Genomic DNA, 12,637 nt, shown 5'->3' with positions numbered 1-12,637 from the left:
CTCCCCCATGACCGGACACCTTAGGGGCGCCCGGCGAGTATCGCCGGGCGCCCCCTGTGTCGTCCTGTCAGGCCTGGGTCAGCGAGGCGCTCAGCGCCCGGACCCCAGAATCCCCCGCAGGCCCTCACCCACCGCCGCGACGGCGGGCCGCAGCGTGCTCGGCGACTTCTGCGCCGCCGGCTGCGGCTTCGGGTCGGCGGTCTTCTTGCAGACCGCGTCGGCCACGCCGTTGCCGTGCGGGACCTTGCCGTTGGTCAGGTACGTGGCGAGGTGCTTGTCGAGGCAGGCGTTGCCGCTCAGCGTGATGCCGTGGTTGCCGCCGCCCTGCTCCACCACCAGGCTGGAGCCCTTCAGCAGCCGGTGCATGGTGACACCGCCCTGGTAGGGGGTGGCCGCGTCGTCCGTCGCCTGGAACAGCAGCACCGGCGGGAGCTTGCTGTTGGAGACGTTCACCGGCTTCAGCGACTTGGTCGGCCAGAACGCGCACGGCGCGTTGTACCAGGCGTTGTTCCAGGCCATGAACGGGGCCTTCTCATACACGGCCCAGTTGTCCTTGCGCCACTGCTTCCAGTCGCGCGGCCAGGACGCGTCACGGCACTGCACGGAGGTGTAGACGCTGTAGCCGTTGTCGCCGGAGGCGTCGATCGCCGCGATGTTGTCGTAGGCCTCGACCAGCGCGGCGGTGTCGTGGTTGTTGACGTAGGCCGCGAACGTCTGGGCGAGCGTGGGCCAGTAGCCGTTGTTGTACCCGCCGGGTATGAAGATGTCCTCCAGCTCGGAGGCGCCCACCTTGCCGCCCGCGGGCTTCTTGGCCAGGGCCGCCCGCATGGCGTACCACTTGGCCTCGATCTTCTTCGGGTCCGTGCCGAGCTTGTACGTGGAGTCGTACTTGGCTATCCACGCCATGAGCGCCTTGTGACGCTTGTCGAAGGCGTAGTCCTGCTGGATGTTGTCGTCGTACCAGACGCCGGTCGGGTCGACGATCGAGTCCAGCACCAGGCGCCGCACCCGCTCGGGGAACAGCTTGGCGTAGACCGCGCCCAGGTAGGTGCCGTACGAGTAGCCGAAGTAGTTGATCTTCGATGCGCCGAGGGCCTTGCGGATCGAGTCCATGTCCTTCACGGCGCTGACCGTGTCGATGTACGGCAGGACGTCCTTGTACTTCGTGCCGCAGGCCTGGGCGAAGGACTTGGCGCGCGCGAGGTTGGCCTTCTCGAGCGCCGGGGTGCTGGGTACGGAGTCCGGGCGGACCGGGTCGAAGTAGCCCGGCTTGCAGTCCAGGGCGGGCTGGCTCTTGCCGACTCCGCGCGGGTCGAAGCCGATGACGTCGTACTGGGCGGCGACGGCCTTGGGCAGGGAGGACGCGACGAACTCGGCCAGCGACAGGCCGCTGCCGCCGGGACCGCCGGGGTTGACGAGCAGCGGGCCCTGGGACTTCGACGCGGTGTGCGGCACGCGGGAGAGAGCCAGCGTGATCTGCTTCCCCCGCGGCTTCGCGTAGTCGAGCGGCACCTTGACCGAGCCGCACTGGAGCGTCGGGGTGTCGTCCGTCCCGCACTTCTTCCAGGTGATCTTCGCGGCGGCGGTCGTCAGGGCGGTGTTCGCGGAGTGTGACGCGCTGGCGTTGGCGGGGACGGCGGTGAGTGTCCCGGCCAGGACGACCGTGGCGCCGCACAGTACGGCTGCGCTTCTTCTCATGGAGTTCTCTCGCAACGGTGAGGGGGGTCGGGCCCGTGAGTGACACGGGCCGTGCCGCATCGTTTCGGAAGAGCACGCCTCACACGTACGCATTCGACCAAGACTTGACCGAATCGAGTCATAGCCAGTTCTCAGACACCCCTCTGAAAGGGTGAGTTCTGACCATTCCGGACAGGCCGCGCTGCCCCGGGTACGCCCGGCGAGCACCGGGCGTACCACCTCAGGCCGCGATCACGTCGCCGTGCACCGAAGGCTCGGCACGCTCCCGCCCCCGGGCGCGCCGCCCAGCCCGAAGCTCGCGGAACCCGCCGCCGGCACACTCCCGTTGTGCGCGGCGTTGACCGCCGTGACGGTCACCCCGCTCTGGGTGTGCGACGCGTTCCACATGCTCGTGACTTTCTGGGAGCCGCTCCAAGTCCAGGTCACCTGCCAGGACTTCAGCGGCACGGTGCCCGTGTTGGTCACCTTCACCTCGGCGTTGAAGCCGCCGCCCCAGTCGCTGCTCACGGTGTAGGCGGCGGTGCAGGTGGGCGTGGGGTCACCCGGCCCGCCCGGGCCGGGTCCCGTGCCGCCGCCTCCGAAGCCCGGGGCCTTGATCGGCGCCAGGTACGCGTCCTTCACCGTGTCCACGGTCTGCCAGTCGTCCTTCAGGATGCCGCCCGTGTCACCGGAGTTGGGGTTCCAGGACCAGAACGTCCAGTGGAAGCTGTCGGTGCCGTACGTCGACGTCGAGCGCAGGTACTTCACCAGCTCGGACAGCCACTTCTGGTCCACCGAGGGGTTCAGTGTCGTACCGAACTCACCGAGCCACACCGGGGCGATGTTCTGCTTGAAGATGTAGCCCCAGTACTTGTCCCAGATCCCCGGCATGTTGGCGGGGAAGGACGGGTCCGTGAACCAGGACTGCTGGGCCACCGACGTCGCGTAGTCGTGCGCCGAGTACACCAGCCGGTTCGAAACGTCCAGCTGGACCGGGTACTGGGCCACGCCCATGAGGTTGCCGCCCCACCAGATGTTGTTGCCGTTGAACGACTGCACGCCCTCGACCATGATCAGCAGCTCGGGGTTGACCGACAGCACAGCGTTGCCCGCACGCTGGGCGGCCAGGCGCCAGTCCCGGGAGGTGTCGCCGCAGCCCCAGCAGGCCGGGTCGTGGGGCTCGTTGTGCAGGTCGATGCCGACCACGGTGGAGTTGCCCTTGTAACGCGTCGCGAGGGCCTTGAGGTTGGTGATCCACGTCGACTCGGGGACCGACGCCGTGTACCAGAGGGCCGACTGCCCCGCCGCGTCCGGGCGGTGACGGTCCAGGACGACCTTGAGGCCGGACTGGCCCGCGTAACCCACGATCCTGTCCAGGACCTGGAGCGAGGTCAGCCCGCGCAGGTCCGCGTTCTTGCCGTCGTGATTGATGCCCTCCGGCACGGCGCCGGGCTTGAGGATGTCGTCGCTGTAGGGCACGCGAAGGGTGTTGTAGCCCAGCGACCTGATCTGGTCGATCATGCTCTTGTAGTCGCGCGTCCACAGGCCGTGGGCGACGCGGTTGGCGGTCTCGAAGCCGAACCAGTTGATGCCGGCGATACGGACCGGCTGCCCGGCCGCGTCCAGGATCTGCCGGCCGCTGGTGTGCCAGTAACCGGCACCGGCGGCCTCGGCGGTGACATCGGCTCGTGCCGACTGCACGCCGGCGAGCGGTAACAGGAGCGCCGCGGCAACACACAGCGCTCTGCGCAGACTGCGGACCATGTGGCTGCTTCCTCTCGGGTTCCTCGGGATGAGGGGGAGGCACGGCACCCGGAACGATTGGGAGCGCTCCCATGGCACCGCGCACCTCCCAGAGAACTGACGGAACATGAGCACGTCAAGACTCTGGGAGGTGCGCGTCCGCTCCGGCCGCTATCGGCTCAGCTTCCTGAACCGCCGTACGGCCAGGGGCAGGAAGACCGCCGTCAGGATCACCGGCCACACCGCGGCCATCAGCAGGGCGTGCTCCTCCACCCAGGAGTCACCGCCCCCGACCGGCGTCCCGAACAGCTCCCGGCTCGCCGCCGCCGTGGAGGAGATGGGGTTCCAGGCCGCCACCCAGCCCAGCCAGTCGGGCATCAGCTGCGGGGCGACGAAGATGCTGGAGATCATCGTCAGCGGGAAGGCGACCGCGAACAGGCCGCCCGCCGCCTCCGGGTTGGGCACCAGCAGGCCGAGCCACACACCGATCCAGATCAGCGCGAACCGCAGCCAGAGCAGGAGTCCGAACGCGGCGAGGAAGCCGAAGCCGCCGTCCGGGCGCCAGCCCATCGCGAGGGCCGTCAGCATCATGATCGCCAACTCGGCGCAGGCCATGATCAGATCGGTGATCCCCCGCCCGGCCACCACGGCCGACGAGGCCATCGGCATCGAGCGGAAGCGGTCGATGACGCCCTTGGTGGAGTCGTAGACCACGACGGTCGCCGTGTTGATGAAGCCGAACGCCATGGTCATCACGAACATGCCCGGCATCAGGAAGTCCTTGTAGTCCCCGCCGCCCGGCACCGTCATCGCGCTGCCGAAGACATAGCCGTAGAGCAGCACGGAGAGGATCGGGAAGCCCAGCTGCCAGGCGATGTTGACCGGCTGGCGCTGGTAGTGGGTCAGACCGCGGCGGACGATGTTCCAGCAGTCGGCGAGCAGCCAGTACGTGCCGCTCCGAGTGCTCGGGGTGCTCAGGTCGGTGGCACTCACGCCGTGGCCTCCTTCTCGGTGCGGTGTCCGGTCAGGCGCAGGAACACGTCGTCGAGGCTCGGCCTGCGCAGCCCGATGTCCTCGACGCGGACGCCCTCGTCCTGGAGGGTCCGTGCGACCTCGGTGAGCGCGGTAACCCGGTCGGTGACCGGGGCGTGCACGCGCAACTCCGTCTCGTCAGCCTCGGGTTCGCCGTCCGTGACCCGGGCGACGACCTTCACCACGCGCTGGATCTCGGACCGCTCGGCGACCACGACTTCGATACGGTCGCCGCCGACCAGGTTCTTCAGTCCGTCCGGGGTGTCGTCGGCGATGGACCGCCCCTGGTCGATGACGGTGATGCGGGAGGCCAGTCTGTCGGCCTCCTCCAGGTACTGCGTGGTCAGCAGCACGGTCGTGCCGCCCGCCACCAGCGCCCGCACGGAGTCCCAGACTTCACCCCGGCTGCGCGGATCGAGACCGGTCGTCGGCTCGTCGAGGAAGAGGACGGCCGGGGCGAGGATCATGGACGCGGCGAGGTCGAGGCGGCGCCGCATGCCGCCGCTGTACTTGCCCACGCCCTTGTCGGCGGCATCGGTCAGGTCGAACTGCTCCAGCAGCTCGGCCGCCCGGAGCCGGGCCCGCCTGCCGCCCAGGTGGAACAGGCGGCCGAACATCTCCAGGTTCTGCCGGCCGGTGAGCACCTCGTCCACCGCCGCGTACTGGCCGGTGAGCCCGATCCGGGCCCGGACCTCGCGCGACTGCCGGACGACGTCCAGCCCGGCGACCTTCGCGCTGCCCCCGTCCAGGCGGATCAGCGTGGACAGGATACGGACGGCGGTGGTCTTGCCCGCTCCGTTCGGCCCGAGCAGACCGTGCACCGTTCCCTCGCGCACCTCCAGGTCGAAGCCGTCGAGAGCCCGTTTCTCGCCGTACCTCTTCTCCAGCGCCTCGGCCCGCACCGCGTATCCGTCCATGCCGCCCCCTCCCGTGCGTTCGCGCCCCGTCGGCCCAAACTGAGTACAGCGTACCTGATTACGCGTACGCCGTACCCAATTTTTTCGCGGGGACCTAAGCTGGACTCCATGACGAGCGGCACGAGTGGCACGAGCGGTACGGAAACCAGCGGCAGCGGCGACATCGCCCGCACCCTCGAACTGCTGTGGGACACCGGCCGCCGCCCCAGCCGGGGCCCCAAACCGACCCTGACGCTGGACCGGATCGTGGAAGCGGCCATCCAAGTGGCGGACACCGAGGGGCTGGAGGGCCTCTCCATGCGCCGCGTCGCCGCCGAACTCGGCACCGGCACCATGTCGCTGTACCGGTACGTGCCCGGCAAGGGCGAGCTGCTCGACCTCATGCTGGACCGGGTGCAGCGCCCCGCCGAGAACCCGGCCGGCCTCGGCGACGGCGGCTGGCGGGCCGCCCTGGAGGCACTGGCCCGTGCCACGCTCGCCCTCTACCGACGCCACCCCTGGCTGCTCCAGGTCAACCAGTCCCGCCCGATCCTCGGCCCGAGCGCCCTGGACGGCATGGAGAAGGTGATGACCCTGATCCGTCCGATGGGACTGAGCGATCCCGAGCTGGTCTCCGCGATCATCATGATCGACGGGTATGTCGTAGGGGCCGCGCGCACGCAGCTGTACGAGCGGGAGGCGGAGCGGCGGACGGGCCTGACGGACGCCGAGTTCTGGCAGGCGCAGGTACCGGTCCTGGAGAAGGTGATGGCCTCGGGCCGCTACCCGGTCATGGCGTCGCTCTCCGAGGACGCCTTCGGCACGGACTTCGACCACTTCGAGTTCGGTCTGCAGCGGATCCTGGACGGGCTGGAGGTGCTGGTGGAGGGCCGCGGGAACCGGGTGTGAGTGGTTGCGGCACAGAAAGTGCCGAAACGCGAACAGCAGACGGCCGGGCCCGGTCTTTCCCGTCCGTGGCGAAGCCCGCCGCCTCGAACTGACGTCGTCCACGACCAGCTCGATCAGTTCGTCCTTGTTGGCCACGCGCCGGTAGAGGGAGTTGGCCGCAGCGTTCAGCCGCGTGCCGAGCTTGCGCATGCTGAGCGCTGCGGTTCCCTCCAGATCCAGCGGTTCGGTCGCAGCGGCCACGATCTGCTCGCGGATCAGCTGTTTACCTGCGGACGGCGCGTACGGGTCCACACCGATGCGATCGGCTTTCCGTAGGTCGGCATACCTCCTTCGTCCCTGCTCGGCCCTCGACTACTCATCCACCGCGGCGCACGCTGTACGCATCTTGCGCACGGCGTTTAAGCATGCGTACAGTGTTCGCGTCGCGAGAACACCGTACGCATCGGACAGGGGCGAGCATGTCGACAAACGTGAGCTGGAACGAGCAGGGCAACTGGAACGCCACGGGCCAGTGGGGGACCCGGGGATCGACGGGCCGGAAGCTGGACCTCGCCCACTGGCAGGCCCGGCTCGACGAACTGCGCGCCAGGCACCACGTCCCGGCTGCGTCGCTGGCGATACTCATCGACGGGGCCGTGCACGAGCTGGCCAGCGGTGTGCTCCACCGCGGAACGGGCGTGGAGGCGACGACCGACTCGGTCTTCCAGATGGGCTCGATCGCCAAGGTCTACACCGCCACCCTGATCATGCAGCTCGCCGATTCGGGCCAACTGGACCTGGACGCACCGGTCGTGGACGTACTGCCGGAGTTCTCGGTCGCCGACCCCGAGTTGACCAGGGCGATCACCACACGCCAACTGCTCAGCCACACAAGCGGCCTCACCTGCGACTTCACCTATGACAGCGGGCGCGGCGACGACTGCCTCGCCAAGTACGTCGAGGCCGCGAAGGGCGTGGCACTCGACTGCCCGCCCGGCGAGGCGCTCTCGTACAGCAGCATCGGGTACAACGTGCTCGGCCGCATCATCGAGGTGCTGACCGGCAAGGTCTGGGACGAGGCACTGAAGGACCTGCTCCTCACACCGCTGGGCCTCGACCACACGATGACGCTGCCCGAGGAGGCTCTGCGGTTCCGCGCAGCGATGGGTCACCTGGGCGAGCCGGGCCAGGACCCGGACCCGGCGCCGTCCTGGGACCTGATGCCGCGCTCGGCGGGCCCGTACGGCCGGGTCATGGCCACGGCCGGGGACCTCGCGCGGCTCGCGCGGATGCACCTCGCGGGCGGAGTGGCGCGGGACGGTGCCCGGATACTCTCCGAGGAGACCGTCGCGCTGATGCAACGCCGGGTCGTGGATTCTCCCGACAAGTGGTCGGTGAGCGCGGATGGTTGGGGCCTGGGGTGGACCCTCTACGACTGGAACGGCATCCAGGGCTACGGCCATGACGGCGCCTCCATCGGGCAGTACGGCTATCTGCGTGTCGTCCCTTCGGCGGGCGTCGCGATTGCCCTGCTCACCAACGGCGGCGGCGCGCGTGAGCTGTACGCCGAGCTCTACCGAGAACTCCTCGCCGAACTGGCCGGGGTGACGATGCCGGACGCCTTCACCCCACCGGCCGAGCCCCCGGTGGTCGACTTCGCGCCGCTCGTCGGCACGTACCGACGCGAGGGCGTGATCATCACCGTGACCGAGCGGGACGGTGCGGGGCGCATGGTGTACGAGTTCGTCGACGGTATGAAGGACTTCTCCGAACCATTGGAGATCGAGCTGGTGCCGGTGACGGAACGGGTCTTTGCCGGTACGGGGGTGGGCGCGGCGTTCAGTGAGGGCCACATGCCCGTGATCTTCTCCGAGCTGCTGGACGGCACGGGGTGCGTGTACATCGGGATGCGCTGCGGCCCCAAGGTCGCATAGCGCGCCGGACGTCAGTCCTCCTCCCCGTCGTCTTCGTTGGCGTCGGGGTCGCGGAAGGGGCGCAGGCCCTGGCTGGGGCCGCTGTACTTGGTGTTGAACAGGTCAACGGCACTTCCTGCACCGCAACCACTCACACCCGGGAACGCTCGGTGACGAGCGTCGAGGAGCCAGGCCGCGACCTCAAAGCGCCGCCCGCCCAGGGCCTTTCACGGAGACGGCCTAGCGCCGGCGCCTCAGCCCCCGCAGGGCCAGCACCGCCACCAGTACCGCACCCGCGACGATCGCCCCCGTCTTCAGGTTGCCGCTCAGCCCGCCTCCCCCACCGTCGGACGTGGCCGAACTCCCGCTCCCGGAAGGCGCGTCGGACCCGTCATCGCCCGGCGCGTCCTGCGGCTCCACCGGGCTGTCCGCGCCCTCGGCGCCGTACATCAGCTTCTTGCCGTCCGCGGTGTAGGTGACGGACTCCCCCTGCCCCAGGAAGGGCACGCCGAGGCGCTCCTTCTTCTTGATCTTCCCGCCGTTCCAGTCGTAGGCGATCGCACCGAAGTAGCTGCGTACGACGAGGTGTTCACCGTCCGGGGAGAGCGTGGCGTCGGTGGCCTCGAGGTCGGGGACCGCGGCGATCGGGCGGAAGAGGTTCGTCCCGGACGGGGAGAGCCGCGCCGGGCCCTCGTACAGGTGCCCGCCCTTCTCGTTCTTATCGACGATGTAGACGCGGCCGGTCTTCGGGTGTACGACGAGCGACTCGGCGTCCCGCGCGCCGTCGGAGTACTTCACGACGTACTGCGTGGCCTTGATCGTCTGGTCGCGCAGGTTCTTCGGCTCGGGCAGCCGGTAGATCCAGACGTACGGCCAGGTGCCACCGAGGTTGTCGCCGATGTCGCCGACGTAGATCTGGCCGTCCGGTCCGATGGAGATGGCCTCGACGTCTCGCGGGCTGCCCACGCCGGACATGGTGATCGTGGCGACCGTCTCGCCCGTCGCGCTGTCGACGGCGTAGAGGTACGCCCCGTCGTCGCTGTCGTTGTGCGTCCAGTAGATGCCGGGGTGCTGCCGCGAGGCGGCCAGGCCGCTGGACTCGGTGATGCGCGGGTCCTTGATCGTGAACTTCTCGTCGCCGTCGGCGGCGGAGGCGGGCACGGCGAGGGCGCCCGTGAGGAGGGCCGCGGCGAGCAGGGCGAAGGGTCTGCGCATGCCCCAAGCCTGCCATCCGGCCCGGCGGTTCACCGGCGTAACGGATCACAGCCCGACGGCGCATGTGAAGCGGTTCACACCCCGTCGGCCGTCGAGATCGTTCATCATGAGCGGATGCTCAGGTTCATGCCCGTCGGCGACTCCATGACGATCGGAAGCACGGGCGACCACACGTGGCGCTACCGGCTGTGGCAGCACCTGTGCCGTTCCTACGGCAGCCCCTTCACCCTCGTCGGCCCCCGCGAGACGCTCTACGACAAGCAGGCCGAGGCCCCGGTGTCGTACGGGTACGCCGAACCCGACTTCCCGCGTGCCCACCTGGCCGGCTGGGGCGAGGGCTGGCAGCACATGGCGCCGCTGATCGGCGACGCGGTGCGGTCGTGCCGCGCCGACGTGCTCCTGGTCTCCCTGGGTCTGATCGACCTGGGCTTCTACACGAACGCCGAGCAGACCGCCGAGAACGTCCGGGCCTTCACGGCCGAGGCACGGGCGGCGAACCGGCGCGTGGGCATGGTGTGGCTGCCGGTGACCCCGAACGTGCGCGCCCAGTCGGACACGGCCTTCGCCGGCGAGGTCGCCCGCTTCAACGAGCTGCTCGCCAAGACGGCCGCCGACCTCGACGAGCCCGGCTCTCCCGTCCTCCTGGCCTCACCCCCGCCCTCGTACGACGTCGCCACCGACACGTACGACGGCACCCACCCCAACGCGAGCGGCGAGCACAAGATCGCGGCGGCTTTCGCGGAAGCCATGCACCAGGGCTGGGACCTGGCCGGGCCGTACGAGGAGTAGCCCCGGACGAACGGGAAGGCGCACGCGCAGCCATATTCGTGCTTGCTTGGAGCGCACTTCAAGACGTTGGCTTGGACCCCATGGAGTACACGCAGCTCGGACGCACGGGACTCAAGGTCAGCCGGCTCGTTCTCGGCACGATGAACTTCGGTCCGCAGACCGACGAATCAACCAGCCACGGCATCATGGACGCCGCTCTCGACGCGGGTCTGAACTTTCTGGATACGGCCAACGTCTATGGGTGGGGTGAGAACAAGGGCCGCACCGAGGAGATCATCGGAACTTGGTTCGCCCAGGGTGGCGGGCGGCGCGACAAGGTCGTCCTCGCCACCAAGGTGTACGGGAACATGGCGGGCGACGGGGACGTCTGGCCCAACCACGACAAGCTCTCCGCGGTGAACATCCGACGGGCCGTCGACGCCTCCCTCAAGCGGCTGCAGACCGACTACATCGACATCTACCAGTTCCATCACATCGACCGGTCGACGCCGTTCGAGGAGATCTGGCAGGCGATCGACGTCCTGGTCCAGCAGGGCAAGATCCTCTACGCGGGGTCGTCCAACTTCCCCGGCTACAAGATCGCCCAGGCAAACGAGACCGCCGCCCGGCGCGGCCGCATGGGCCTGGTCAGCGAACAGTGCCTCTACAACCTCGCCGAGCGGCGCGCCGAGATGGAGGTCGTCCCGGCCGCCCAGGAGTACGGGCTCGGCGTCATCCCGTGGTCGCCGCTGCACGGCGGTCTGCTCGGCGGTGTGCTCAAGAAGGAGGTCGAGGGCAAGCGCCGCGCCTCCGGCCGCGCGGCCGACGCGCTCAACGACCCCGCCACCCGCGCGCAGATCCAGGCCTACGAGGACCTGCTCGACAAGCACGGCATCGAGCCCGGCGAGGCCGCCCTGGCCTGGCTGCTCACCCGCCCCGGCGTGACCGGCCCGATCGTCGGCCCGCGCACCGCCGAGCAGCTCGCCTCCGCGGTCCGCGCGTCGGAGCTGGAGCTGTCCGAAGAGCTCCTGACCGGCCTGGACGAGATCTTCCCGGGCCCGGGGCCCAGCCCGGAGGCCTTCGCCTGGTAGCACCTGGAGGGCGGACGCCCTTCCTTTGAGGGGCGCGGGGAACTGCGCGACAAGCCCCCACCGGCCCGCAGCCGGAGAAACGGCCGTCCGCAGTCCCCCGTCGCCCTACCTCCCCAGCACGGAAGCCAGGGCGACGACGAGGAACATCAGCACGAGCACACCGGCCATGATCCGGTTGCGGGTTTTCGGGTCCACGACACCGAGCCTAACCGGCTCCCCCGAGCGGCCAGCGACCGACCGCCTCGTACCGGGGCTGCTCCCCCGGCACGCCCGAGGTCGGCAGATTGCTGCGCACCAGGCAGAGCTCCCGCACGGTCCAGGTCCGGCCCGTGAACCCCGCGAGGGCGTCCAGGAAGGGCCGCACGTCCCCCGCCGCCCGGCTCCGCGCCACGGTCAGATGGGCCTTGTACCGGCGGTGCTCCCCCATCGGCACCCCCGCCTTGCGCGCAGCCGCCTCGGCCCGCTCGGCCAGCAGCCGGAGGGCCGCCAGGTCACCCTCGGCCCCGGCCCACAACGCTTTCCCGTGCCCGAACTGGCCCCCACCCCGCACGGCGAGCGAAAACGGCTCGGTACGGCGCGCGGCCCGCTCCAGCCGCTCCGACAGCTCGGGGACGAGCCCGTCGTCGACCTCTCCGTAGAACGCGAGGGTGAAGTGCCAGCCGGGACGGCCGGTCCAGCGCATGCCGTCGGCGCCGGGCAGTCCGCGCAATTCGTCGACCACGGCGCCGAGTTCACGACACACCTCGTCCGGGGGCAGCACGGCCGCGAAGAGTCTCATGGGCCCAGCCTGGCACCATGAGGCCATGCGGATCACCATCCGGGACGGCGGGCCCGACGACATTCCCGCGATACTCGGCATGCTCGACAGCTGCGTGGAGTGGCTGGTCTCCCAGGGGCGCACGGGGCAGTGGGGGACGCGGCCCCTGTCGCAGAGCCCCAAGACGGTGGAGTCGGTCCGCCGGTACATGGCGGAGGGCAGTGTCTTCATGGCCGACGCCGACGGCGTCCCCGCCGGCACCCTCACCCTCACCGACTCGGCGGGCGCCTACCTGTCCCACCTCCCCCAGCCCGGCGAACCCGAGCGCTACATCCACTGGCTCGCCTCCGACCGCCGCTTCAAGGGCCACGGCGTGGGCAGCGCCCTGCTCACGCACGCCGCCGAGGAGACCCGCCGGGCCGGCGTCTCGCTCCTCCGCGTCGACTGCTACGCCGGGGACGACGGCAAGCTCGTCCGCTACTACGAGTCCAACGGCTTCACCCGCACCGAGGCCTTCACGGTCGGCGAGAACGACTGGCCGGGGCAGTTGCTGGCCCGGCGCGTCTAGGGCCTGTCGTTTGGATCATGCCGGCGTCGCGGGGCGTGGCACGCACATCTGCCGCGTTGTCGTCGGTTGTCAACTCCCCCACGCTCGGC

The 12,637-nt window shown here is 69.7% G+C and carries 11 protein-coding genes; 5 read left to right on the top strand and 6 right to left on the bottom strand.

The window, feature by feature from the left end; all coding sequences use genetic code 11:
- Positions 1-90: 90 nt before the first annotated feature.
- From ACFY5B_RS32180 to ACFY5B_RS32165, 4 genes are all read right to left on the bottom strand, one after another.
- Positions 91-1,698: an alpha/beta hydrolase gene (locus tag ACFY5B_RS32180; protein WP_389976327.1), complete on the bottom strand. Its 1,608-nt coding sequence runs from the start codon at positions 1,696-1,698 to the stop codon at positions 91-93.
- 231 nt (positions 1,699-1,929) lie between these two features.
- Positions 1,930-3,441, bottom strand: a complete 1,512-nt coding sequence (locus ACFY5B_RS32175; protein ID WP_389976324.1) for a cellulase family glycosylhydrolase — start codon at positions 3,439-3,441, stop codon at positions 1,930-1,932.
- 150 nt (positions 3,442-3,591) lie between these two features.
- On the bottom strand, positions 3,592-4,413 hold the full coding sequence (locus ACFY5B_RS32170; protein ID WP_389976321.1) for an ABC transporter permease: 822 nt from the start codon (positions 4,411-4,413) through the stop codon (positions 3,592-3,594).
- Positions 4,410-5,369 carry an ATP-binding cassette domain-containing protein gene (locus ACFY5B_RS32165; protein WP_389976318.1) on the bottom strand — a complete coding sequence of 320 codons (960 nt, stop codon included), beginning with the start codon at positions 5,367-5,369 and terminating at the stop codon, positions 4,410-4,412. Before ACFY5B_RS32165 ends, ACFY5B_RS32170 begins: the two co-directional genes overlap by 4 nt.
- A 108-nt stretch (positions 5,370-5,477) precedes the next feature.
- On the opposite strand from ACFY5B_RS32165, the gene ACFY5B_RS32160 reads away from it, so the two are divergent.
- On the top strand, positions 5,478-6,257 hold the full coding sequence (locus ACFY5B_RS32160) for a TetR/AcrR family transcriptional regulator (RefSeq protein ID WP_389976315.1): 780 nt from the start codon (positions 5,478-5,480) through the stop codon (positions 6,255-6,257).
- Positions 6,258-6,715: 458 nt separating this feature from the next.
- Positions 6,716-8,170 (top strand): serine hydrolase domain-containing protein, encoded by a 1,455-nt coding sequence (locus tag ACFY5B_RS32155; RefSeq protein ID WP_389976312.1) that lies wholly within the window; start codon positions 6,716-6,718, stop codon positions 8,168-8,170.
- 219 nt (positions 8,171-8,389) lie between these two features.
- On the opposite strand, the gene ACFY5B_RS32150 is transcribed toward ACFY5B_RS32155, so the two are convergent.
- Positions 8,390-9,364, bottom strand: coding sequence for a WD40 repeat domain-containing protein (locus ACFY5B_RS32150; protein ID WP_389976309.1), 975 nt, complete (start codon positions 9,362-9,364; stop codon positions 8,390-8,392).
- 114 nt (positions 9,365-9,478) lie between these two features.
- Here ACFY5B_RS32150 and ACFY5B_RS32145 point away from each other — a divergent pair, with 114 nt between their 5' ends.
- Both ACFY5B_RS32145 and ACFY5B_RS32140 read left to right on the top strand, forming a co-directional pair.
- The gene (locus ACFY5B_RS32145) at positions 9,479-10,153 is read left to right on the top strand and encodes an SGNH/GDSL hydrolase family protein (protein ID WP_389976306.1); all 675 of its coding nucleotides are present in this window, start codon (positions 9,479-9,481) and stop codon (positions 10,151-10,153) included.
- Between the two features lie 80 nt (positions 10,154-10,233).
- Entirely contained in the window at positions 10,234-11,223 is a 990-nt protein-coding gene (locus tag ACFY5B_RS32140; protein ID WP_389976303.1) for an aldo/keto reductase, read from the top strand.
- 205 nt (positions 11,224-11,428) lie between these two features.
- On the opposite strand, the gene thpR is transcribed toward ACFY5B_RS32140, so the two are convergent.
- A complete protein-coding gene (gene thpR, locus ACFY5B_RS32135; RefSeq protein WP_389976300.1) occupies positions 11,429-12,001 on the bottom strand; it encodes an RNA 2',3'-cyclic phosphodiesterase in 573 nt (190 codons plus the stop codon).
- A 25-nt stretch (positions 12,002-12,026) separates the two neighbouring features.
- Between thpR and ACFY5B_RS32130 the strand changes: the two genes are divergently transcribed.
- The gene (locus tag ACFY5B_RS32130; RefSeq protein ID WP_389976297.1) at positions 12,027-12,548 is read left to right on the top strand and encodes a GNAT family N-acetyltransferase; all 522 of its coding nucleotides are present in this window, start codon (positions 12,027-12,029) and stop codon (positions 12,546-12,548) included.
- The last annotated feature ends 89 nt before the right edge of the window (positions 12,549-12,637 follow it).

The organism is Streptomyces sp. NPDC013187 (assembly GCF_042899705.1).
In the GTDB taxonomy this organism is placed as follows: domain Bacteria; phylum Actinomycetota; class Actinomycetes; order Streptomycetales; family Streptomycetaceae; genus Streptomyces; species Streptomyces hawaiiensis_A.
The sequence above is the reverse complement of the archived record's forward strand: the minus strand, read 5'-3'. Positions and strand labels throughout refer to the sequence as shown.

Bases quoted from the DNA above. Each gene is read 5' to 3' on its own strand.
- ACFY5B_RS32180 (WP_389976327.1), bottom strand. From the start codon at position 1,698: ATGAGAAGAAGCGCAGCCGTACTGTGCGGCGCCACGGTCGTCCTGGCC.
- ACFY5B_RS32175 (WP_389976324.1), bottom strand. From the start codon at position 3,441: ATGGTCCGCAGTCTGCGCAGAGCGCTGTGTGTTGCCGCGGCGCTCCTG.
- ACFY5B_RS32140 (WP_389976303.1), top strand. From the start codon at position 10,234: ATGGAGTACACGCAGCTCGGACGCACGGGACTCAAGGTCAGCCGGCTC.
- ACFY5B_RS32145 (WP_389976306.1), top strand. From the start codon at position 9,479: ATGCTCAGGTTCATGCCCGTCGGCGACTCCATGACGATCGGAAGCACG.
- ACFY5B_RS32130 (WP_389976297.1), top strand. From the start codon at position 12,027: ATGCGGATCACCATCCGGGACGGCGGGCCCGACGACATTCCCGCGATA.
- ACFY5B_RS32160 (WP_389976315.1), top strand. From the start codon at position 5,478: ATGACGAGCGGCACGAGTGGCACGAGCGGTACGGAAACCAGCGGCAGC.
- thpR (WP_389976300.1), bottom strand. From the start codon at position 12,001: ATGAGACTCTTCGCGGCCGTGCTGCCCCCGGACGAGGTGTGTCGTGAA.
- ACFY5B_RS32165 (WP_389976318.1), bottom strand. From the start codon at position 5,369: ATGGACGGATACGCGGTGCGGGCCGAGGCGCTGGAGAAGAGGTACGGC.
- ACFY5B_RS32155 (WP_389976312.1), top strand. From the start codon at position 6,716: ATGTCGACAAACGTGAGCTGGAACGAGCAGGGCAACTGGAACGCCACG.
- ACFY5B_RS32150 (WP_389976309.1), bottom strand. From the start codon at position 9,364: ATGCGCAGACCCTTCGCCCTGCTCGCCGCGGCCCTCCTCACGGGCGCC.